The 21996-nt window shown below is 45.1% G+C and carries 21 protein-coding genes, 1 pseudogene and 1 riboswitch; of the genes and pseudogenes, 3 read left to right on the forward strand and 19 right to left on the reverse strand.

Annotated features, from left to right (window positions below; translation table 11 throughout):
• Window positions 1–186: 186 nt before the first annotated feature.
• Window positions 187–1388: pseudogene (locus LBPC_RS14820) on the forward strand (ISL3 family transposase).
• A gap of 96 nt (window positions 1389–1484) precedes the next feature.
• On the opposite strand, the gene LBPC_RS10310 reads toward LBPC_RS14820, so the two are convergent.
• Window positions 1485–2144 carry a sugar transferase gene (locus tag LBPC_RS10310; RefSeq protein ID WP_032781188.1) on the reverse strand — a complete coding sequence of 220 codons (660 nt, stop codon included), beginning with the start codon at window positions 2142–2144 and terminating at the stop codon, window positions 1485–1487.
• A gap of 993 nt (window positions 2145–3137) precedes the next feature.
• Here LBPC_RS10310 and LBPC_RS10315 point away from each other — a divergent pair.
• Window positions 3138–4058 carry an IS30 family transposase gene (locus tag LBPC_RS10315; RefSeq protein ID WP_025375985.1) on the forward strand — a complete coding sequence of 307 codons (921 nt, stop codon included), beginning with the start codon at window positions 3138–3140 and terminating at the stop codon, window positions 4056–4058.
• Here LBPC_RS10315 and LBPC_RS10320 read toward each other — a convergent pair.
• The 8 genes from LBPC_RS10320 to LBPC_RS10355 all read right to left on the reverse strand — a co-directional run bounded on the left by LBPC_RS10320 (window position 4048) and on the right by LBPC_RS10355 (window position 11191).
• Window positions 4048–4644, reverse strand: a complete 597-nt coding sequence (locus tag LBPC_RS10320) for a glycosyltransferase family protein (protein ID WP_225441145.1) — start codon at window positions 4642–4644, stop codon at window positions 4048–4050. The two genes, LBPC_RS10315 and LBPC_RS10320, sit on opposite strands and share 11 nt — an antisense overlap.
• 151 nt (window positions 4645–4795) lie before the next feature.
• Complete coding sequence (locus tag LBPC_RS10325; RefSeq protein ID WP_041091566.1) at window positions 4796–5551, reverse strand: IS3 family transposase; 756 nt, start codon at window positions 5549–5551, stop codon at window positions 4796–4798.
• A gap of 140 nt (window positions 5552–5691) precedes the next feature.
• The gene (locus LBPC_RS17280) at window positions 5692–5943 is read right to left on the reverse strand and encodes an IS3 family transposase (protein ID WP_002816285.1); all 252 of its coding nucleotides are present in this window, start codon (window positions 5941–5943) and stop codon (window positions 5692–5694) included.
• 72 nt (window positions 5944–6015) lie between these two features.
• Entirely contained in the window at window positions 6016–6507 is a 492-nt protein-coding gene (locus tag LBPC_RS10335) for a glycosyltransferase (protein WP_025376021.1), read from the reverse strand.
• Window positions 6508–6738: 231 nt separating this feature from the next.
• On the reverse strand, window positions 6739–7482 hold the full coding sequence (locus tag LBPC_RS10340; RefSeq protein WP_003662059.1) for a CpsD/CapB family tyrosine-protein kinase: 744 nt from the start codon (window positions 7480–7482) through the stop codon (window positions 6739–6741).
• A 15-nt stretch (window positions 7483–7497) separates the two neighbouring features.
• Complete coding sequence (locus LBPC_RS10345; protein WP_003588334.1) at window positions 7498–8415, reverse strand: YveK family protein; 918 nt, start codon at window positions 8413–8415, stop codon at window positions 7498–7500.
• A 564-nt stretch (window positions 8416–8979) separates the two neighbouring features.
• Entirely contained in the window at window positions 8980–10155 is a 1176-nt protein-coding gene (locus tag LBPC_RS10350; protein ID WP_001748085.1) for an IS256 family transposase, read from the reverse strand.
• Between the two features lie 115 nt (window positions 10156–10270).
• A complete protein-coding gene (locus LBPC_RS10355; RefSeq protein ID WP_003574021.1) occupies window positions 10271–11191 on the reverse strand; it encodes an IS30 family transposase in 921 nt (306 codons plus the stop codon).
• 518 nt (window positions 11192–11709) lie between these two features.
• On the opposite strand from LBPC_RS10355, the gene LBPC_RS10360 reads away from it, so the two are divergent.
• Window positions 11710–12429: an SGNH/GDSL hydrolase family protein gene (locus LBPC_RS10360; protein ID WP_003580147.1), complete on the forward strand. Its 720-nt coding sequence runs from the start codon at window positions 11710–11712 to the stop codon at window positions 12427–12429.
• Between the two features lie 283 nt (window positions 12430–12712).
• Here the strand turns inward: LBPC_RS10360 and LBPC_RS10365 are convergent, their stop codons facing one another.
• The 10 genes from LBPC_RS10365 to LBPC_RS10410 all read right to left on the reverse strand — a co-directional run bounded on the left by LBPC_RS10365 (window position 12713) and on the right by LBPC_RS10410 (window position 21823).
• Window positions 12713–13213, reverse strand: coding sequence for a QueT transporter family protein (locus LBPC_RS10365; RefSeq protein ID WP_016383829.1), 501 nt, complete (start codon window positions 13211–13213; stop codon window positions 12713–12715).
• A riboswitch (PreQ1 riboswitch) is annotated at window positions 13211–13309 on the reverse strand. Its footprint overlaps the gene before it by 3 nt.
• A gap of 15 nt (window positions 13310–13324) precedes the next feature.
• The gene (locus tag LBPC_RS10370; RefSeq protein ID WP_003662055.1) at window positions 13325–14038 is read right to left on the reverse strand and encodes a 3-oxoacyl-ACP reductase; all 714 of its coding nucleotides are present in this window, start codon (window positions 14036–14038) and stop codon (window positions 13325–13327) included.
• Entirely contained in the window at window positions 14035–14259 is a 225-nt protein-coding gene (locus tag LBPC_RS10375) for a DUF2829 domain-containing protein (RefSeq protein ID WP_003566696.1), read from the reverse strand. Before LBPC_RS10375 ends, LBPC_RS10370 begins: the two co-directional genes overlap by 4 nt.
• Window positions 14260–14543: 284 nt before the next feature.
• Complete coding sequence (locus LBPC_RS10380; RefSeq protein ID WP_003566698.1) at window positions 14544–14855, reverse strand: helix-turn-helix domain-containing protein; 312 nt, start codon at window positions 14853–14855, stop codon at window positions 14544–14546.
• Between the two features lie 259 nt (window positions 14856–15114).
• Window positions 15115–15753 carry a histidine phosphatase family protein gene (locus LBPC_RS10385; RefSeq protein ID WP_003570958.1) on the reverse strand — a complete coding sequence of 213 codons (639 nt, stop codon included), beginning with the start codon at window positions 15751–15753 and terminating at the stop codon, window positions 15115–15117.
• 308 nt (window positions 15754–16061) lie between these two features.
• Window positions 16062–17039: an ABC transporter ATP-binding protein gene (locus tag LBPC_RS10390; RefSeq protein WP_003566702.1), complete on the reverse strand. Its 978-nt coding sequence runs from the start codon at window positions 17037–17039 to the stop codon at window positions 16062–16064.
• Between the two features lies 1 nt (window position 17040).
• Window positions 17041–18093, reverse strand: coding sequence for an ABC transporter ATP-binding protein (locus LBPC_RS10395; RefSeq protein ID WP_003566704.1), 1053 nt, complete (start codon window positions 18091–18093; stop codon window positions 17041–17043).
• A gap of 11 nt (window positions 18094–18104) precedes the next feature.
• On the reverse strand, window positions 18105–19103 hold the full coding sequence (locus LBPC_RS10400) for an ABC transporter permease (protein ID WP_003566706.1): 999 nt from the start codon (window positions 19101–19103) through the stop codon (window positions 18105–18107).
• Window positions 19103–20026 carry an oligopeptide ABC transporter permease gene (gene opp3b, locus LBPC_RS10405; protein WP_003566708.1) on the reverse strand — a complete coding sequence of 308 codons (924 nt, stop codon included), beginning with the start codon at window positions 20024–20026 and terminating at the stop codon, window positions 19103–19105. Before opp3b ends, LBPC_RS10400 begins: the two co-directional genes overlap by 1 nt.
• Window positions 20027–20200: 174 nt before the next feature.
• Entirely contained in the window at window positions 20201–21823 is a 1623-nt protein-coding gene (locus LBPC_RS10410) for a peptide ABC transporter substrate-binding protein (protein ID WP_003566710.1), read from the reverse strand.
• Window positions 21824–21996 lie beyond the last annotated feature (173 nt).

A 21996-nucleotide genomic window follows, 5' to 3' on the forward strand; every position in this document is an offset into this window, starting at 1 on the left:
ACTTGTTAGCGTCAACACCAAAAGCAAGCGAGGTTATGAGTAAATGTGGGTCTACACTTTCTGGTGTTGAGAAATAATCAACACTGAACGTGTAGGCCCTTTTTGGATAACGCAAAAAGACACCTACTCAGTGTCCATGCTATGCTTGTTAGCGTCGAAACCAAAAGCAAGCGAGGTTATGAGTAAATGTCCCAATACGATCCTACACTGTCCGTCCTTGGAATACCAGACCATAATATCAAAGTTGCCTTGTTCGTCATGAATATCGCGGCAACGGGGTACGTCGCCGCCAGTATCATGTGATTGATGCCGAGCTGACTTACCGGTTAACCCGGTGCGCACTGTGTGGCTTTGAGGCCTTGCACCCTAACGGGTTTTACACGGCCCACATGCGCGTCCTCAACGGGGTTGAAATGCCGACAGTCATTGACCACAAGCAACGATGGCGCTGTCATAACTGTTACCACACCATCGCCGCTCACATGACAGAGCGAATCATGAAGTTAGCGCAGGAACGGTTGCCAGTCAAAACCATCGCCCATATTATCGGAATCTCAGCTTCCTCGGTTCAACGGATCATTGACCAAAATCTCAAACTCCGACCGGCTCGCCGGCTACCCACGCGACTCTGCTTTGATGAGTTCCTTTCCACTCATGGCATGATGTCGTTTATCTGTCTTGATGCCGATTCACATCGTCTGATTGCCTTGCTTGGTGACCGATTCAACCGCACGATTAAAAACTTCTTCATCGCTCATTATTCACTCGCTGAACGCACTCGGGTCCAGACGGTCACCATGGACATGAATGCAGCTTATCAGACGATTATTCATGAGGTTTTCCCCAAGGCCCAAGTCGTCATTGATCGGTTCCATATCATTCAACTTGCGGCTCGTGCCCTTGATCAGGTACGCGTCCAAGCGCTCAAACAGCTTGATGACAAACACAGCCGTCCTTATAAGATCATGAAGACAAACTGGCGGCTTTTTCATCAAACTGCGCCTGACGCTAAACACAAACAGTTCCTGTTTGGTTTGAATGAATACGTCACGCAACAGGAGGCCATCGATATCGCACTTGATACTGAGCCCAAGCTCAAGCAAACCTACGAGACCTACTTAGCGCTTCATGATGCCTTGATGGTGAAGAAACATCCCACGGAACTGGCAAACCTGTTAGCTACTTACGAGCCAAACGGTACGGCAATGGACATGACGATCGCGACGCTTAAGCGACACAAAGTCGCTGTTCTCGCCGCTGTCACCAGCCCTTATTCCAACGGTCCGATCGAAGGGGTTAACCGCCTCATCAAGTCACTCAAACGATCCTGTTTTGGCTTCAAGAATCAGCTGAACTTCTTCAAACGAATCTACCAAATCACGGCATAACATGACAAAGACGGCTCCCCAAATGGAGAACCGCCTCAAATGATAAATTTATTCTTCAACACCAGTTGACGTAGAGCCTTTTCAATTTCTATTTTCCTAGTAGGCGCCTTTAGGATGAACGACAACCATTACCGTTTTTAGTAAAATTCTAACATCCTCGCTTAAACATGCCTTGTTAATGTATTGAATGTCTAGTGCAACCATCTCTGAAAAGTTTAGTTCATCACGTCCCGAAACTTGCCACAAACCTGTAACACCAGGGACCACTGCTAGTCGTTGACGATCGTAATCGGTGTAATCCACAACCTCACGAGGCAATGGCGGTCTTGGCCCCACCAAACTCATATCCCCACGTAAAACATTATAGAGTTGTGGCAATTCGTCAAGACTGTATTTCCGTAAAACCCGCCCTACTCGAGTAATTCTCGGATCATCCTTTATTTTAAACATGGCGCCTTCAACTTCATTCTTTTGAAGAAGGTTATCTACCATTTTATCAGCACCTGCAACCATAGATCTGAATTTCCACATTTGAAAATCTCGCCCATTTTGCCCAAGCCTAGTCTGAGAATAAAAAACCTTTCCATGCGGATCATCCAACTTTATCAATACCGCAATAACAAAAAAGACCCCACTCAACAAAACTAAACCAACTAAACTCGCCGTAAAATCAAAACAACGTTTCGTAAATATGTACGTTCGCGTTATGTTCTCGAGATCAACTTGACCCTGATCATGACTAGAAGCTGTTTCCAAACTCACCCCTCCAATGCTTTCACAGAAGACTATCAATTTCCCCAAATCGTCTGATGCACCTAATCTTATAACATTCCTAACAACTGAGCAAGAGCATTTGGCATAAAAGCGCCAATTTTGTTGAATTTGTAAATGAACGAAATTTCACATTGCTGCATAATGCGTATATTTTTAAAAATTGGATTCATAAAAATACTTCATTCATTTTAAAAATCGTCTTTTTTATATGTTTCAACCGTCAATTTGATTCCTTGATTCTTTTTTAACCTATGAACATCTGGTTTTTTAGCTCTAAAGGATAAAGCATTTCCGTCAATTTAGTAAAGTCCGATAAAGCATTGGAGTTTGCCAAGTTGCCTCTTAACCAGATTATTCTTGTATTAAAGATAAAAATATAAGCAAAAAGCTACTTGTATCGCAAATCTCAGTTTGACATACCAATCACTTGGTTTACTTTTTTGGCTGCTAGTTTCATACCGACGCGCAAATCGGTTTCCACATACTGCAACATTCATGGATTCTTTGTCGCGCTGTCTCTACTACTGAGGGCGCGCTACCGTCGACATTGGGGATCATCACTTGAAAGATCTAATGACTGAACGCAATTGAAGGACAAGGAACTCACAGATAAAGTTAGACCTAACTATCAACCAAAAAACTTGAAAAGTCAGCAACGGACGCTGACGAAAACTTATTGGACTTCGCGCACAAAATAAGAGTATGACATTGCCAATTTAAATAATTCCCGTAGGTCTAGCTTGCGCATAATTAAAACTTGTTAGCACATCAATCCTCTAAATGGTCAATTCGCTCTGCATCTGTTGAAATAGTAAGTTAAATTCTTTTGATATGGTAACTTAACAAATGACAAGAATGCTAGTTCCCTAGATTGCATAATTAAAGTTACCACCCAGAAAATGTGAAAAAAGACCTGTCCGTTCTTGCTAAAATGGTGTTTGCATAACATACCATCTAGAGAGAAGGACAGGTCCCATGGCCATTATAACCTTAATTGAACGATCTCAGATAGAACTGATGCAACACAACACGATTCAATACATCGCCGCGACCTTAGGCCGCTCTCGTATTTCTATTAGGCATGAGCTTCACCGTTGCCCTGAAGGTGATTACTGCGCCATTATAGCTCAGGATCATGCCGATACTTGTCGGCATCGTTGTGGTCGGCACTCGATTTTAACGCCTAAGTTGAAGCGGATGGTAACTGAGAAGCTAAACCTAGGTTGGTCCCCTGAAATGGTCGGTTATGCCGTTCACTGTGCGCCACACACGATTTACCACTGGATTTATCAAAGACAAGTCGATTTTCAGCCAAGCCAACTCTTTGATCACGGTAAACGTCATAAAAGAAGACAAGACCTTCGGTCGCGCTATAACCAAGCAGTAGGCACCTCAATTGAGATTCGCAGTGAGTCAGCTAATCGGCGAACCGAAAAAGGACATTTAGAGATGGATACAGTTCGCGGTGGTCGCGGGTCAAAGGCTGCTGTTTTGACCATTGTCGATCGGGTGACACGTTTAATGGCGACAACTAAGCTTGAAAACTTATCACAAAATGCTGTTCTCAAGGGATTTGCAAGACTGATGGTGGACTTTCCGGGTCCGGTTCGATCAGTGACGGTTGATCACGGTAAAGAGTTTTCCTGCGATCAGGCGCTTACAAAGCGCTATCGGATACCGGTTTACTTTTGCCACGCCTATCACCCGAATGAACGGGGCACAAATGAACGGTTCAATCGAGAACTTCGCTACTATTTCCCGAAGGGAACACAGTTTGATCAGGTTTCAGAGACCGATATTCAACAAGCCACAGCGCTTATCAATAACAAACCTAGAAAATGTCTCCGTTGGCAAACCCCAGTTCAAGCAGTGAGCAAGCCTCTTTCTAGGTGGTAACTTTATTATTGCAATCTAGGAATCTAATACTGTTCTTTTGTGTATCTAGTCTGGCAACTGAAACTATAACCTTTTTGTCATTTTTAATGTTAAGTTTGTTTCTGATTTTAATTCTCTCTAAAGGATTAAATTTCCACTTAGAAGTATAAATAGAATTATAGACAACTTCAAACCTTGCTTTTTTCCCAAACATATATTGCCCCGAATCCAAAGAAGCAGCTAGTTTAACTGCGTAGCTGAGCGTATATTGATTGAAGGGTTTCATTATTGCTGCAGCGACTGCTTTAAGAGGATTTGAATAAAGTCCCGAATCGTTGTGCGAATGATATACTGCATTAATTTTAAGTTGCTTCGCCGCACGAACCCAGTATGCATTATTAGGTGTTAAGGCATTCACATAGACAATGTCAGCATCCACCGATTGGAGAATCATTTTTGCTTTCTTTTTACGTTGAAAATAACTTTCAAGCGAAAATGCTCCAGAAGCAAGGAAAATCTTTGCGTGTAAATTCTTTAGTTCATCTTCATAAGCAATAGCGTTTGACGGATCCGTATTGATAAGAACAAAATGATACTTTTTTTCCAATACTGACACAAAGTTTAGTATGTACGTTTTGGATTGAAGTCAATATTTGAGACAGATTTTAAGAGACATTCAGAACCGCGTTTACCTTCCACAGCTCAAATAAATCATTAATCGCGATTAATAACTTATTTGAACCCTGGAAAGCATTAAATCAGGCGGCCATTTGGCTCGTAAGTGTTGCAATTTCAACTTGTAAGGGGGTCTGGTAGCCCAGTGAACTATGAATTCTCTTCCTATTGTAGAAAGCATGCACATATTCAAAAAGGACGGCAGCGGCAGTTTCATAATCTTCAAAGACCGGCACTGGATAAACACATTCCTTTTTGAGGGAAGCGTGAAAGGATCCCATTGGCGCATTATCATACGGACAACCCTTACGGCTGTATGAGTGGCGGATATGTAGTTCAGTTAAACGTTGATTGTAATTATCGCTGGTATACTGTGATCCTAAATCCGTATGGATAATCAGGTCCCCAGTAATGGTTCGATTTTTAACCGCGCTTTCAAGGGTCTTTAAGACTAAATCAGTATCCATCTTTTTTGAGAACGAATAGCCGATAATCCGTCGTGAGTGCAGGTCCATGATGGTTGATAAGTAACACCAGCCATTACGCTTCGTTTGAATATAGGTCATATCAGCGGTCCATTTTTGATTTAAACCAGTGGTCGAGAAATCCTGCTTAAGCAAGTTGGGACGCTGTTCAACCTTGGTTTTGGAAGCCGAAGCCGCTTTCCACTTATTGACGGTAACGGAGTGGATATCCAGTTCCTTCATGAGCCGGGAAATCCGTCGTGGACTGCACCGAAGCTGCAGTGGTTGAAGTTCCAGATTCAATTCATGGTGGATCTTCATAACACCGTATCGCTGCTTAAATTCCGCAAAGATCCGCAGAATCCGTTGTTTCAAGTCCGCATCTTAGGCCCGGCGTTTTGAAGGTTTGGGGGATCGATAACGATAATACTGAGCTCTGGAAACACCGAGGATTCGGCACATCTTGGTTACCTGGTGGTGATGGCTTTCTTGGTGAATGTAATCAAAGATATTGGTTACTTCTGCGCAAGGAAGCCCAGGGCTTTTTTTAGGATTTCGTTCTCCTCAGACAGCGAAGCCAGTCGCTTTTCCATCGCTTTGATTTCGTCTGGCGATTTACCGGATTGAGTTTTGGCCTGGCCCTGGATCCACTTATGAACTGTTGAATAGCCAATGCCATATTCTCTGGCCAGTTGAGCAGCTGATTCGCCTTGCTTATATAGGTTGATAATGTTTTGTTTGAATTCTTTGTCGTAACGAGTTGGCATGTAAAAATTCCTTCCTTTTGAGAGACGATTTATTCATTATACCCTCTCTTAAAAGTTGTCTCAGGAATCAGCTTACATCCAAATTGTCGTGCTGTGCGTCAGCGCCACAGCCTTTTCAATTATCCAGTAAAGAGCTCTCTTTAAAGCAAACGAATCCTGCATTAAAAAACTATATCCATGCGGTGTGTAGTAAAGTTTTTTATAATGTCCTGTGAACGCTAATCTGCCAAGTACGCCAGCCTTTGAAGAATGGACATGAATAATATCAGGTTTGTAATCTTCAGCAATTCGTTTCAAATCTTTAAATGCTCGCAAATCCTTAGAAGGACTGATAGACCTAGTCAAGGAATTGACACGAATGAAATGAACACGGGGATCAAAGAAGCTTTCGAAGTCCCTAGGAGTTTGATCTCGAAGATTATATGCTATACAAATATCAAAATCATTAACCAATTGATTACTCAACTCTGTTAGATAAGTAAAGACCCCTCCTCCAAAAGCTTCTGTAACAAATAGAATTCGTTTAGCCACGTTTGGTCTTACCCCATCTTTTTTAACCTTCACAGTCTACTTTCCCCCATGCTTTACAACTGGAGCTGACATTACTATCACTTAATCTATAATAAATTATATTCAAAGATCTTTGGTTAATTCATAGCTGCATAAGTTGTAAAAAAACTTAAGAGTTGTTAGAAAGCCCGTAGACACAAAACATTATTACCCCAAATAATAAAACTCAACTACGTTACATCATGGCACTTGTATCACTAATGAAACTCTAGTGCGTGCAATCTTCTACGATTTTTCATTTCCGTACCCATAACCATAACCATAACCTCGATCACCGTGCTTAGCTTTAACGCGTTCGACTGACCCAAGGATAGTTGCTTTTGCCAGTTTCAAAACCTCAACAGTCCTTCTTAAGTCACCTTTTAAGGTCTTTCCGATATTGACTACAACGACCACACCGTCTGTCTGTGGGACTAGGACCTGCACATCTGATACTGCTAAGACAGGAGGGGCATCAAGAACAACAATATCAAACTTATCTCTTGCCCATTTCAATAAATCAGCCATTCGTTTTGAATTTAATAATTCAGAAGGATTTGGTGGTACTGGGCCAGAAGAAATAATGCTCAAATTATTTACAAACGTGCCCTCTACAACCTCATCAATTTTGTTTTTCCCCGTCAAGACAGTTGTCACCCCATCAAGATTAAGCTTCCGAAATGTTGCGTGTACTGTTGGTCGGCGCAAGTTGGCATCAATGAGTAAAACCTTCTTCCCCGCTTGAGCCCAAGTAACCGCAACATTTGCGGAAACAGTAGATTTTCCTTCAGCCATTGCAGAAGAAGTAAACATGACGACCTGGCAATGATCTAAAGCTGCACCAGCAAATTCAATGTTTGTTCGGACAGTTCGAAACTGCTCGGAAACGACATGCTTTGGTTCAGCATAAGTAACTAGCATAACGCCGTTTTTTTGAGTTTCCTGATCAACTTTTTGTCGATGTAAAAGTGCTTTAAGTGACCATTTCATTTTGATTTCCCCTTCTTATATCCGGCGGCGACTTCGCTGTGGAAACTTCATTTGACTATCAAATCCCGTTTCATCTTTGTCAGTTGTCATCCTGTCAGCTGCAATAACTTCGTCCATGTCGCGCATGTGCTGAACATAGTTTACAATGCCCAAGTTAACCAATCCTAGATCATCGGTAATGAAATCAACATCCTTTATCGTCTGGTCTGTCATTTCACGGATAAGACCCCAAACAAACGCAATAAAGACCCCAAGTGCTAAGCCAACTAACGCCAAAATCCTTAAACGTGGTGACACAGGCGTTGAATTCGCAGTTGCCTTCGAAACTATGGACACATTAGATACACTCATAATTTTTGCAATCTTACTATCAAAAACCTTTGCAACACCGTTGGCAACGTCACGAGCGCGCACTGGATCGGTATCTTTGACACTGACAGTAAATACTTGAGAGTTTTGTTGTGTTGACACGGATACCATCTTCGCCAAATCTCCGGACGTCAAATTTGAATACTTCGCTGGTTCCAACTTATATTTTGCCGGTTGCGCCGGTTGGGAGACATATTGTTCGCGAAGGCCAGTTGTTGCATTGTAACGAGTGCCATAGACGGCCTTCTTCGCTTTCTTAGTTACGATGCGTCTCGGACTTGTTAGCTCTTCTGCAACCGCCTGTAAAACTACGGGCCGTGTAATAATGTCTTTGTATGTATTAATAATTTGAATATCAGCCTGTTGCGCATTCAGCTGCATATTTGGATTGTCATCTTGCTTGCGATTAACTAACAATGATGTGTCCGACTCGTATTTCGGCGCAATCAAAGTTTTAGCACCAAAATATGCAACTGCCATTCCAATGATTCCAAGTACAATCATTGCAACGAAGCTACGTTTAAAAACATTCCACAACTGTGAAAGGTCGATCTGCTTGTTCATAAACTCTTTCCCCACCTAATCCCAAAAATTGATAAGCAACACTCAAAATACGGACTGCAAGCAGCACAGCCCGCAAAATTAAAAACGGAAGTTCTGAAAACTCCACTCCAAAGCATGATACCCTAGCGCAAGTATCGAGTCTACCCATCTCTAATTAAGAAATAGACATGTCCATTTCAAATTAAATCAGTTTGTATTCAAATAGGCCGCCTTCTTACGTTGTTTTCAAGTAGCAATTTATAATTTGTTACAGTCTCATTACAATTTTTAATGAGTAGTTTAAAAATGGCTTTATTCGTCAATTAAGACTTCGCGCTCACATAATAGGTTCCGAATCTATTTAGAGTAACGCTTCCGGGTCCGACATCTCCTATAAATAATTTCAGTGAAGTCAATAGTTCCAATCTAATAGTTCTTGTACCAGACATTGTTAGGAAAATGTGGAATTTGGTTGATTTGAGTTATCTTCACTCTATCTTTCAGCAAGGGTTCCCACCATTCTCTGGGGAGTGTCAAGAAGTTTGTGTAAATGAAATGCCTTCGTACATATAATATGTATCTAACTTAAATAAATGATGCTTCCAAGGTGTCCTGGAGTCCTTGGAACCCTCGGTGGATCCGCTTCAGAGACTTCTCGTTATAAACATTAAACTGAGAAACCAGGAAGCGATCCAGTGAATCTTCCGTTGGAAATTGTTCTTTGTGGTGGGTGGTGCGCTTGAGATGCTTATTAAAGTTCTCAATCAGGTTAGTGGAGTATAGTGATTGCCGGATAGCTGGTGGAAAGTCCATGAAAGTGAGTAAATTCGGCATTTTAAGCAGATCTTTGATTAATTTGGGATAGGTCTGATGCCAGTTGTTGGCGAACTCATTCAGTTTCAGTTCGGCTGCTTCACGGTTGGCGGCCCGATGAACTTGTTTAAAGTCACTGATCACGGCCTTGCGGTCTTTTACGCGAACTTTGTTCATCAGATTCCGCCCAACATGAACCAGGCAACGTTGTCGTTTGGCTTTAGGGAAATGCCGATTCAAGCCTTCATCCAAACCAACTAACCCATCGGCCACAAACAACAGCACATCTTTAACGCCCTGCTTGATCAAGGTTCCCAGCAGTTCAGTCCAGATTCCAGTCGATTCCGTTGGCGCCACTTGGTAGTTCAGCACTTCTTTCGTACCATCTGGACGAATGCCAATTGCAATATGAACGGCTTCTTTTTGAACGGTATCCCGCTTTAACGGCAAGTAAGTGGCATCTAAGAAGATGGCCGCATATTGTGAAGCCAGTCGACGTTGCTGGAAAGCTTGAACCTGTTCATTGACGGCTTTAGTCATGTTGGAAACCGTGGCTTTGGAGTAGTGAGCACCGTACATTTTCTCAATGAGTTCGGCAATTTCAGCAGTGGTAATTCCCTTGGTATACAACTGAATGACCGTTGTTTCTAAATTATCACTGTGCCGACCGTAGGCTGGCAAGGTATGATTTTCAAACCGGCCATTGCGATCTCGAGGAATGGTTAAGTTAAGTTGGCCGTACTTCGTATCAAACGAGCGCTCATAACTGCCGTTGCGGTTATTACCAGTGTTAATCCCAGCGTATGAGTAGCGTTCGTAACCCAAAAACTCTGCCAATTCGGTTTGAAGTAGCTGGTTAATCGCAATTTCGAGGTGGTGACGAAAAACTTCGTCCAAATCTTGCTTTTGGGCTAGTGCAGCGATAATTTCTGTGGTAAGTTCATTCATGGGGAATGCCTCCTGTGATGTTTTCTGTGGTTACTAAATATCATAAGGGAAGGCATTCCCTATTTCTATACAATTCAGAAATCTTTTATGCATTTCCTAGATTGCAATAATAAAGTTACCACCTAGAAAGAGGCTTGCTCACTGCTTGAACTGGGGTTTGCCAACGGAGACATTTTCTAGGTTTGTTATTGATAAGCGCTGTGGCTTGTTGAATATCGGTCTCTGAAACCTGATCAAACTGTGTTCCCTTCGGGAAATAGTAGCGAAGTTCTCGATTGAACCGTTCATTTGTGCCCCGTTCATTCGGGTGATAGGCGTGGCAAAAGTAAACCGGTATCCGATAGCGCTTTGTAAGCGCCTGATCGCAGGAAAACTCTTTACCGTGATCAACCGTCACTGATCGAACCGGACCCGGAAAGTCCACCATCAGTCTTGCAAATCCCTTGAGAACAGCATTTTGTGATAAGTTTTCAAGCTTAGTTGTCGCCATTAAACGTGTCACCCGATCGACAATGGTCAAAACAGCAGCCTTTGACCCGCGACCACCGCGAACTGTATCCATCTCTAAATGTCCTTTTTCGGTTCGCCGATTAGCTGACTCACTGCGAATCTCAATTGAGGTGCCTACTGCTTGGTTATAGCGCGACCGAAGGTCTTGTCTTCTTTTATGACGTTTACCGTGATCAAAGAGTTGGCTTGGCTGAAAATCGACTTGTCTTTGATAAATCCAGTGGTAAATCGTGTGTGGCGCACAGTGAACGGCATAACCGACCATTTCAGGGGACCAACCTAGGTTTAGCTTCTCAGTTACCATCCGCTTCAACTTAGGCGTTAAAATCGAGTGCCGACCACAACGATGCCGACAAGTATCGGCATGATCCTGAGCTATAATGGCGCAGTAATCACCTTCAGGGCAACGGTGAAGCTCATGCCTAATAGAAATACGAGAGCGGCCTAAGGTCGCGGCGATGTATTGAATCGTGTGGTGTTGCATCAGTTCTATCTGAGATCGTTCAATTAAGGTTATAATGGCCATGGGACCTGTCCTTCTCTCTAGATGGTATGTTATGCAAACACCATTTTAGCAAGAACGGACAGGTCTTTTTTCACATTTTCTGGGTGGTAACTTTAATTATGCAATCTAGGGAACGAAGTTGCTGCCAATAAACCCAGCTCCACCCGTGATTAACAAGTTCAAAGTTTAATCTACCTCCCTTATTGCGAGATGTATTTCAAGTTCATCGGCACTGAATCTTCTTCACAGAATCTCAAAAATATAAATAGCTTTTCTCGTCTATCGACTGTTGATCACAGAGATTTACCATTGGAAGCCAATGGTCAATATCAATCATAATATACGATGCTTAGGCATATAGTACCTAGAAAACCTATTTTAACAAAAATAAAAGCCTATTTTAGGCCTATGCCACTTCAATATGACAGTCTCTTTACAATTCCACAAAAACCCGTCAGAATGACCCTAACTTGTAATCAGACTAACCTGATTTTTAGTTTAAAATATAAGCAATGCAACTTTTGGGGGTTCACTAAATCATGAAAAAAAACAAGCTACGTCTACGTGACTGGCTATTAAGCATCGCGTTGGGATTGGCAATTGCTGGTGTCGCGGGGTTCTTCTACGTCAAGCATTATCAGTCTGAGCAGGCGATTGCGGTTAACCAATCGACGCGTCAGCGCATTCAGAAGGATTCTAAGGCGAAGGTGAAGAAGGAAAAGGTGCTGAATCAGTATCGGCTTTATGGCTTAACTGACAGCGAGATTAATGCGGCCAAAACGTTGCCGGTGTCGGCGATTGGCGATTCGATTATGCTGGGGAGTTCGGCATATTTGAAGGTGCTTTTTCCGGAGATGTCGATTGATGCTGAGGTTGGCCGGCAGGTGCAGGCAGCCCCAGCGATTATTAGTCAGCTGAAGTCTAGCGGTAAGTTGGCTAACACGGTTGTGATCAGTTTGGGTACGAACGGACCGATGACAGAGGCCGACATTAACGGGATTCTGGATCAGCTTGGGACTGAGCGCCAGGTCTTCTGGGTGACTGCGTATGCTCCCGGGAAGGCGTGGATTGATCCAGTTAACAAGTTGATTCATGCAGCAGCGAAAACCCATGCCAATTTGCATGTGGTGGATTGGTATTATCTGGCTGGTGGCAATGACGACTGGTTTGCTGATGACGGTGTCCATCCGAACGACGCTGGCCGGCCCCATTACTACACGTTGATTGCTAAGGATGTCATGCAGACATTAAAAAAGTAACAGTGAAAAGACCATCATTACCTAGGATTAGCATCTTGCTTAAAAAAGATTTAGGGTGTATCCCTTCCATTTAAAAAGACATCGAGACCATTGCCTCGGTGTCTTTTTGTATTTAACCAATATTTGGCCAAAATCAGGTGCATCGGAAGCCTAACCCCTGCGACAACTTTTGACCACAGCAATCAGGCCTGCGTGCCCTTCTGCCAGATCGAAAAGCTTCAGCGAAACCTTTCCTGCCAGTAAGCTTTTTTTCTATAGAAGCCTCTTTCAATAGCCTTATCGCTTACTTATCCAAATCCACAAACCGTGTCAAAATCATCATCACAACGCCACCGACGGCCATCGAAATGGCTTCGCCAAGCGCGATGGTAGCGTAGGTTGGCCAGAATGGGACTTTTGTGAGGATGGTCAGTTCGCCGGCAATGGTGAACATGGATAAGGCGAAAAGGATGCCCATGATGGTGAATTTAGCCCATTTTGGCTGGGCGTGTTTGGCTAACCAGCGGCTGATGATGATGAAGACGAGCGTGCCGAGGGTGCCGATTGGGACATCGAGGAGTGCGGTTGGCGAGGTTAAATTGGCCAAAAAAACACCCAGCGTGACGGCCCAGACATAACGGCGGTTGAAGAGTGCCGTGTAGTTGAGCATCTCGGAGAACCGAACTTGTACGACCCCGAAGCTGAGTGGACTGAGCATGAGGGTCATCACGACGTAAATGGACGTGATCATGGCGGTTTTGGCGAGACTGACGATTGAACGATGGGTGGTTGAAGTTGTTTGCATGTTTGTTCTCCTTTGTGGCTATGCCAGTAGTAACGACGATCAAAGGAAAGTAAGTATCGTCGTGGAAGGATTGCCTTCCGTTTTCAGTTTTGGTGTTGCAATGCATTAAGTTTACTTTTCGAGCCAGCCGCCGTCAATGGGAATCACGGTTCCGTGAATATAATCAGCAGCATCGCTGGCCAGAAATAAGGATAATTGCGCGACTTCCTCGGGCTTGGCCCAGCGTTTGGCTGGGGTTTCTTGAGCAACCCACGCAGCCATTTTCCCGTCGCCGGCAAAATCAGCGGCGTTCATGGGCGTGTTGATAGCGCCTGGTGCGAGCGCGTTGGCGCGAATGCCTTTGGCGGCGTAATCGAGGTCTAATTGCTTGGTGAGGCCGATGACGGCGTGCTTAGCGGCGGTATACGCCACGCCGCCACCACCACCGACTAAACCAGCGATGGAACTCATATTGATGAAAACGCCGTGTCCGCGAGCCAGCATCCCCGGCAGCAGCGCCTTGATCATTAAGAACGGACTGGTGAGATCGACATCGAGAATGTGCTGCCATGCCGAGAGCGCCGTATCGGTCACAGTTTGATAACCATCCAACACGCCCGCCGTATTGCAGACAATATCTGGCTGGTATTGAGCCGCAATCGCTGCTGCCGTGGCAGGATCGCTCACATCGGCCTGAATGGCGTCTGTGAGGTTGCTAATTGGTTGGAGGTCAATTCCTACCACAGTGGCACCAGCCGCCTGAAAAGCCGCCGCCTGCGCCGCACCGATGCCAGAAGCCGCGCCGGTGATGATGACGGTCTTGTCGGTGAAGTCGAAATGCGTCATGCGTTCACAAGCTGCCAATCTTCAGCCAAAATGTCACAGTCAGTCGGTGACCAGAGACTGAAAGCTTCGTCGGCAGTTTTGATCAAAAAATACGGATTCAAAGTGTCGCCTTCGAATTTGCCTTCCGGAACTAGTTGCACATACAACTCAGTACCTTCCCAGCCGGTGCGAACGGCCTTCTTGCCGGCTTTAAGGGACGGTAAAATTGCTTCAAATGTCATGTCGATCATTCTCCTTCTTTTGAAATGCGTTCTCCAGATGGCGGTCGGTTATTGTGAAGAAAGCCTGTTAGCCGAACCAATACTTGATCAACTATCCAGTGCCACTTTGTCAAACCAAGCTAACCGTGCCAGGTCGCGCTCATTGTCTAAAATCAGTGCATTTAGTATACGCGTTTTACCAGCTGACTGACAACGGGTTGCGCCATCCTTTTAAGGTCATTCTGACATTTTTGATATCAAAAAAGAACAGCCTCAAGTGACAGACTGTTCTAAAAAGGTGGTACTTACAGGTTAATCACCTGCATGAGTACCTCGGAAACACGCGCCCGTTCTTTCTCTGGTAAGTGGGTTAAGTATTTCACCACCGCTAATGTGCTAATATCGCTCATTTCCGGAGCAATGAAGAAGTCGCCTACCTGCATATTTAAAGCCCGCGCAATGTCGGTCAATTTTTTTATGCTGATATTGTTGACGTCTCCACGCTCCATTCGCGAAATCAGACTGATCGAGACGCCGGATCGCTCCGCCAACTTCTCAATCGTCAAGTTCAAACTGCGGCGCTGTTGGTGCACCAATTTCCCGATGTTGTCTAACATGGTTTCCCCCACCTTTAATGTGCGGCGTTATGCTTTAACATTAGATGAAACTCCGGGCTATCAAAAGATTTTATAATATTATTTAATAATCTAAAGATGGCCTATTCTCACAGAACATAACCGCACTGATCCCCCACATCAACTCACCAATTCTTGCTCTATAACTATTGTAAACGCTCGCAATGAGGAACTGCCAAAAATCAGCTTAATTAATTAAAAAATACACAATAAAAAAACAATGCCAATTTATTCAGCATTGTTATTTACTTTCCGCGGTTGCTGGCACAAAGGCCCATAAGCTGCCACGTGTGAACTCTTCGCCATCTGAGGTGTCCAATTCACTGATACTATTATTCGGCGGAATGCGCATCGCATCACGCGCAGAATCGAGATCGGCACCGAGGTATGTGCTTAATAACAGCATGCCGATTAAACCGTGTGCCACAACGAGCACTTTGCCGTCTGGATGGGCATCATAAATCCGATTGATTGCCCGCCGTCCACGTTTTAACGCATGGGCAAATGATTCTGCACCGATACGCTGGTTATCAAACGCCGTCAAATGATGATAATAATGATCAATCTCAGGATCATCCTGGACAGAAGTGAGCGGCTGACCATCCCATTTGCCTAAATCTACCTCGCGCAAATCACGATCCGTCACAATCGGCGGTTGAACGACTCGGCTTTGGGCCACAATTAATTCAGCCGTTGTTTGCGCCCGCGGCATCGGACTGGCATAGATGCCCGCAAAACCAGTCGTCGCCAAAAAGCGTCCAACTGCGATTGCACCATCGCGGCCACTCGCTGTCAACGGCGTATCGGTTCGTCCACCGTTAAATCGCCGCGCCAAATTCGTTTCCGTCTGTCCATGCCGCACAAAGTAAAACTTGGTCATCTCCTGCACGCTCCTTATAAACACGTTCATCAGGCCAGCAACCGGTCCGACGAACGTTCTGTCTTTGACCATAGTGTAGCAGAAGCGCACCAAATTAGCGGCAATAAACAGAAAAGTTCAGCCCGACTTAACCAAAACTGTAACGATTATGCCTATTACGTCAGCATTTTGACGACATCAACGACAAGAATGTGCTTACTCGTCTAGAAATGTGTGGGTAAGACATTTGTACGCAAAAAGCCGAACATGCAAGTTTCACATGTTCGGCATTCTTACGCGATCATTGAAGCACAGCGCTCAGTAGGCGTTTACTGGGCAGCTTTAACCCCTTGATGATCCGCTTCGGCTTCAGCTTTATAAGCCGCCACTTCGTCATCAGCGGCAAAAATGTAATGTTCAGGATAAACCTCAACCATTTTACGTTTCTTGTTGTCGCCTTCGACCTTGCTGGCGTCATACGGCAGCGGCACGCGTCTGCGCTCAACATCTGGATCAGGTACCGGAATCGCTGAGAGTAAACTCTTGGTGTAAGGGTGTAACGGATGACTATAAACTTCATCCGCCGTTGCCAATTCAACCAACCGTCCATAATGCATAACAGCGATACGATCTGAGATATACTTGACCATCGATAAATCATGTGCAATGAACAGGTACGTCAACCCTTGGCGATCCTGAATGTCCTTCAGCAGGTTGACGACCTGCGCCTGAATGGAAACGTCCAGCGCGCTGATCGGTTCATCGGCGATAATGAACTTAGGCTGTACGGCCAATGCACGGGCAATCCCGATCCGCTGGCGCTGACCACCGGAGAACTCATGGGGATAGCGAGTCGCGTGATCGGCGTTTAAACCGACTTCTTCCAACAACTGCTCAACTTGATGATCGCGATCAGCGTTGTTTTTGGCCAAATGATGAATATCAATGCCTTCCGCGATGATGTCTTTGACTTTCATTCGCGGATTTAAGGACGCATAAGGATCCTGAAAAATCATCTGGGTGGCCCGGCGGAAAGCCAGCATCTGTTTGGAGCCATTTTTCAGTTTGGCAATGTCGTTGCCATTGTACAAAATCTCGCCGCTGGTTGGGTCGTACAAGCGAATGATCGCCCGGCCAGTGGTGGTTTTACCAGAACCAGATTCACCAACCAAGCCCAAAGTTTCGCCTTCATAAATATCAAACGAGATATCCTGAATGGCTTTCACTTGGTCTTTTTTCCCGGCATTGAAGGTTTGAACCAAGTGTTTGACGGACACAAGAACCTTTTTGTCTTTTTTGTCGACCACGTTAGTTCACCACCTTTTCATCTTGATGTTTACTTGCCCATAAGGCATGTCGCCGCGCAATTTCTGGCGGTAATTCCACTTTCGGTGCGCCTGGTGCTAATAGCCAAGTTGCCGCCGAATGGGTCGGTGAGATCTTGAAGAATGGCGGTTCCTGTTCGAGGTCAATCGCCATCGCGTATGGATTTCGCGGTGCGAACGCGTCACCTTTTGGCGGATCAAGCAAGTCCGGTGGTGTCCCAGGAATGGCGTACAGTCGATCACTCTTGGTTTCAAGTGTTGGCATAGCTTCAAGCAACCCCCACGTATACGGATGCTGGGCATTGTAAAAGATTTCGTCAACCGTACCATACTCAACAATCTTGCCAGCATACATAACCGCAACACGATCGGCAATCCCAGCAACTACGCCAAGGTCATGGGTGATGAAAATGATTGAGGTGTCGATCTTCGACTGAATTTCTTTCAAGAGATGAATAATTTGTGCCTGAATCGTCACGTCCAAAGCGGTTGTTGGTTCATCAGCCAGCAGAATCTGCGGGTGATTGATGATCGCAATGGCAATGACAATCCGCTGACGCTGCCCACCAGAGAACTGATGTGGATAGTCCTTTAAGCGACCGCCGGCATCCTTGATGCCAACCAAATCCAACACGCGTTCCGCTTCCTTGAGCGCATCTGCTTTACTGATTTTACTATGCAACAGTAACGGCTCTGCCACTTGTTTCCCAATGGTCATAGTTGGATCCAGTGAGGTCATCGGGTCTTGAAAAATCATGGCGACATCATTGCCACGCATTGCATTGAGCTGTTTCTCGGATTTTTTGAGAATGTCCTCGCCGTTAAACAGCACTTCGCCATGCGTAATTTTCGCATTCGGGGCTAACAAGCCCATCACTGTTCGTACGGTAACGGATTTACCAGAACCAGACTCACCAACAATGGCCAGCGTCTCACCTTTGTTAAGGTCAAAATTGACATTGCGGATGGCGTGGACAGGGCCGGCATAGGTGGCAAAGTCAATCTGTAAATCTTTTACTTCTAGAATTTTACTCATTTTGCCACCTCCTAATGTTCACTGCGCGGATCAAAGGCATCGCGCAAACCATCAGCCAGCAAGTTGAAGGCCAGCATCAGAATGACAATCACGATCGCCGGATATAACAGCTGATATGGCAGCACTTGCAGATTCTTTTGACCATCTGACAGCAAGGTCCCAAGACTAGCAGTCGGTGCTGGCAGCCCGATCCCGATATAACTCAGGAAGGCTTCAAAGAAGATCGCTGTCGGAATGGTGAACATCGTTTGAATGATAATCGTTGAACTCAGATTAGGGATCAGATGTTTAAAGGCAATTTTGATGCTCGACTCGCCTAACGTTCTAGCAGCTAAGACGAATTCCTGATCTTTTAACTGCAACGTCTGCGCACGAATGAGTCGAGCCATGGTCACCCACCCAGTGAAGGCAATCGCCAAGATAATGGAGGTCAAGCCAGGACGGAAGACCAGCAGCATCAGAATAACAACAACCAAGTTAGGAATACTGGAGATGATTTCAATAACACGTTGCATCAACGTATCGGTCATGCCCCCGCGCCAGCCGGAGATGATGCCGTAGAAAACCCCGATGGTCAAATCGAAGAAAGTTGCGACAATCCCGATGAACAGTGAAACTCGGGTGCCGACCATGATTCGAGACAACAGGTCACGGCCGAGATAATCGGTACCCAGCAAGAAGTAAACATTTTTACCCATGCCGGCGTATTTGTTTTGACCGTTCATGTAGCCGTTCAAACCTGGCAAATCGATACCTGGCCATTTGGGCGGCAGGTTCGCATAGTTCAGGCTTTGCTTGTTTGGATTAGAAGGTGATAACCAGATAGAAATGATAGAAATGAACGCGATGAAAACGAGCACCCACAGGGAAATCACTGCGGCCTTGTTTTTCTTCAATCGCCGAATCGCATCTTGCGTGAACGTCAGCGCAGGCGTGGCAATACGTTCCTGTTCAGCCGCATCCACTTTAACATGCTTGAATGCATCTGGACTTAATTTACTTGTTGCCATTAGTTTGCCTCCCCGCTCAATCGGATTCGTGGATCAATGAAGCCGTAAAGAATATCGACGACAAGGATCACAACCGTCAGCATGGCACTGTAGAGAATGGTCAGTCCCATGATAACTGGGTAATCGTTGGTCGTAATTGACTTAACGAATTGTTCCCCAATCCCGGGGATCGCAAAGATGTTCTCGACAACCAGTGAGCCGACCATTAAGTCAACAGCCATTGGTCCGATGATGGTCACAATCGGAATCATTGAGTTACGCAGCGCATGCTTGGCAACAACTTGCCAGCGTGATTCACCTTTGGAACGTGCCAGTTCAATGTAATCAGAACTAAGCACATCGACCATTTCAGTTCGCATGAATCGGGCCGTTTGGGCAAGCGGTGCGATCGCCAAGGCAACTGTCGGCAAAATGCTATAAGAGAAGCCGCCCCAAAGTGCTACTGGAAAGGCGCCAGTTTTGAAAGCAAAAAGCTGCAGCAGTGCGGCGAACACGAAGTTAGGAATTGAGCGACCGAGAATCGCAAAAATGGTAGCAGTCGCGTCAACCCATGTGTTCTTGCGGATCGCGGCAATGGCACCAAGCAAGATCCCGGCAAGTGTGCCGACGACCATCGCCTGTGCGCCAATTTGTAGAGATGGTCCAATCCGAGAAGCGATTAAGTTTGACACGGTTTGGCCAGGAAATTGATAGGACATTCCAAAATCGCCATGTGAGATTCCGACTATATAAGTTAGGTATTGCATCCAAACCGGCTTATCCAATCCATACTGTTTCTTCAAAATCAGCAGTTGATCTGCTGGAATTTTGGGGTTGTTAAACGGCGTCCCCGGCAACAACTTCATCAGGAAGAAGGTAGCGCTGGCAACAATAAACAGTGTCAGGAGCAGGAAGCCGATCCGTTTTAAAATATATTTGACCATGATTCACTCCTGTTTATGGGCACACGCCCTGATAAGCAAACAGCGTTGTCCGCCGCAGAACACGAGACAACGCCGTTTGTGAGAACTACTTATTTGAAACTAGCGGGCAGTTATTCGTAACTGCTCACGTTTTGGTTTAAAAACGCGGTTGTTAGACCATAATCCGACTAAGTTCTACTTAACTTTCGCATTCACAAAGTTGTAGGAATTGGTTGGGTTGTAATTCAAACCGGTAATGGTCTTACGCTGCAAGGTTGTTTGTACCCGTTGATACAGCGGTACAACGCCTTGTTCCTTCGTCAACAGTTCTTGGGCCTTGAGTAAGGTGTTCCAACGAGCGGTTGCGTTGGTCGCATCGGTCGTCTTGGACTGCTTGATCAAAGCATCGTATTCAGCATTTGACCACTTGCCATCGTTGTAACTGTTATCGGAGGTGAACAGATCCAAGAAGGAAATAGCATCTGGGAAATCAGCACTCCAAGCGGAGATAACCATATCGAACTGACCATTTTGGGAACGAGATAGACGCGTCTTGAATGGTACTGTAGCGATGGTAACTTTCAGACCTGGCAGGTTCTGTTGCAAGGTGCTTTGGAAGTATTCGGCAGAACGCTTAGCATTGGTCGTATCGTCTGTCAGCAGTTCCAAAGTTGGTGCGGACTGACCGACTTCTTTCAAACCTTCTGTCCACAACTCTTTAGCCTTGGCTGGATCGTACTTAACAGCGGAGGATTCAGCTTTAGATGCCGTCTTGGAGAAGTCTTGACCGTTCTTTTCGAACAATCCTTCAGGGGTCACATTGTTGGCCGCGATGGAAGCATCATTCAGAACCTTCTTAATGTATGCCTCGCGATCAATCGACATGGAAATTGCCTGACGAATCTTGGTGTTCTTAAAGATTGGATCCTTCTTCTCGTTCAATTCAAGATAGAAGGTCGCACTTTGCTTGAGGCCTTTGAAATCAGACATGGATTTTGCTTGAGCCGCTTGTTCACCTTGCAAAGCTGCGATATCAAGTTTCTTCGACTGATACAGGTTCATCGCGGTTTGCGAATCCTTAACCACTTGACCATTAAGGGTATCGATGTGAACGTTCTTAGCATTCCAGTAAGTAGTGTTCTTAGTTTCTTTCCAAGTGTTGCCAGTGCCGTTCCAGTTCTTCAACTGGTAAGGACCATTGGACAAGATGTACTTGGAAGTAGTTCCGAATTTCTTACCAGATTTTTCAACGAATTTCTCATTTTGTGGGAAGAATGCTGGGTTAACCAACATGGTCTTGAAATAAGGAATCGCGTGGTCCAAGGTGACTTTCAAAGTCGTCTTGTTGACGGCGGTAACCCCAAGCGTGCTGGCCGCTTTTTTACCGGCTGTGATGTCATCAGCGTTTTTAACGCCTGAATATAGGTAGGCGTATTGTGACTTGGTCTTCGGTTCAACCGTCCGCCGCCAAGCAAACACAAAATCTTGGGCTGTGACTGGATCACCGTTACTCCATTTAGCATTACGTAACTTGAAGGTATAGGTCTTCCCGCCATCAGTAACAGTTGGTTGACTCTTGGCCATGGCATTTTCCAATTTGCTGCCATTGTACCGATACAAGCCATCCATGGTATCAATCAATGCCTGACCAGAAATAGCATCGGTGGTCGTTGATGGATCCATCGTGGAGATCACATCACTCTCCATCCGTGTAATCGAAGTACCTTTACTGCTGCTAGAAGAATTAGAACCACAGGCTGCTAACACCCCTGCAAGCGCGAGCGCAGAGCCCGCAACCATTGTCTTTCTAAATTTCATCCTGTTCCCTCCTAAAATGATTGAACTTACCTTACATTAGAAATCCATTAATGTAAATAAGCGAATCCTCAATTTCGCCTAAAAAAACTAATTCTTTGATCTTACTTTTGTCACATTTATGCTACCGATCTCAAATTAAAAATTGTATATCCCGTAAATATTCTCTAGATGGA

The organism is Lacticaseibacillus paracasei subsp. paracasei (genome assembly GCF_000829035.1).
Classification (GTDB): domain Bacteria; phylum Bacillota; class Bacilli; order Lactobacillales; family Lactobacillaceae; genus Lacticaseibacillus; species Lacticaseibacillus paracasei.

Coding starts and splice junctions, on each gene's coding strand:
- LBPC_RS10360 (WP_003580147.1), top strand. CDS start 11,710: ATGAAAAAAAACAAGCTACGTCTACGTGACTGGCTATTAAGCATCGCG.
- LBPC_RS10400 (WP_003566706.1), bottom strand. CDS start 19,103: ATGGCAACAAGTAAATTAAGTCCAGATGCATTCAAGCATGTTAAAGTG.
- LBPC_RS17280 (WP_002816285.1), bottom strand. CDS start 5,943: ATGCCAACTCGTTACGACAAAGAATTCAAACAAAACATTATCAACCTA.
- LBPC_RS10395 (WP_003566704.1), bottom strand. CDS start 18,093: ATGAGTAAAATTCTAGAAGTAAAAGATTTACAGATTGACTTTGCCACC.
- LBPC_RS10410 (WP_003566710.1), bottom strand. CDS start 21,823: ATGAAATTTAGAAAGACAATGGTTGCGGGCTCTGCGCTCGCGCTTGCA.
- LBPC_RS10355 (WP_003574021.1), bottom strand. CDS start 11,191: ATGGCCATTATAACCTTAATTGAACGATCTCAGATAGAACTGATGCAA.
- LBPC_RS10370 (WP_003662055.1), bottom strand. CDS start 14,038: ATGACGCATTTCGACTTCACCGACAAGACCGTCATCATCACCGGCGCG.
- LBPC_RS10345 (WP_003588334.1), bottom strand. CDS start 8,415: ATGAACAAGCAGATCGACCTTTCACAGTTGTGGAATGTTTTTAAACGT.
- LBPC_RS10365 (WP_016383829.1), bottom strand. CDS start 13,213: ATGCAAACAACTTCAACCACCCATCGTTCAATCGTCAGTCTCGCCAAA.
- LBPC_RS10380 (WP_003566698.1), bottom strand. CDS start 14,855: ATGTTAGACAACATCGGGAAATTGGTGCACCAACAGCGCCGCAGTTTG.
- LBPC_RS10340 (WP_003662059.1), bottom strand. CDS start 7,482: ATGAAATGGTCACTTAAAGCACTTTTACATCGACAAAAAGTTGATCAG.
- opp3b (WP_003566708.1), bottom strand. CDS start 20,026: ATGGTCAAATATATTTTAAAACGGATCGGCTTCCTGCTCCTGACACTG.
- LBPC_RS10350 (WP_001748085.1), bottom strand. CDS start 10,155: ATGAATGAACTTACCACAGAAATTATCGCTGCACTAGCCCAAAAGCAA.
- LBPC_RS10375 (WP_003566696.1), bottom strand. CDS start 14,259: ATGACATTTGAAGCAATTTTACCGTCCCTTAAAGCCGGCAAGAAGGCC.
- LBPC_RS10315 (WP_025375985.1), top strand. CDS start 3,138: ATGGCCATTATAACCTTAATTGAACGATCTCAGATAGAACTGATGCAA.
- LBPC_RS10385 (WP_003570958.1), bottom strand. CDS start 15,753: ATGACCAAGTTTTACTTTGTGCGGCATGGACAGACGGAAACGAATTTG.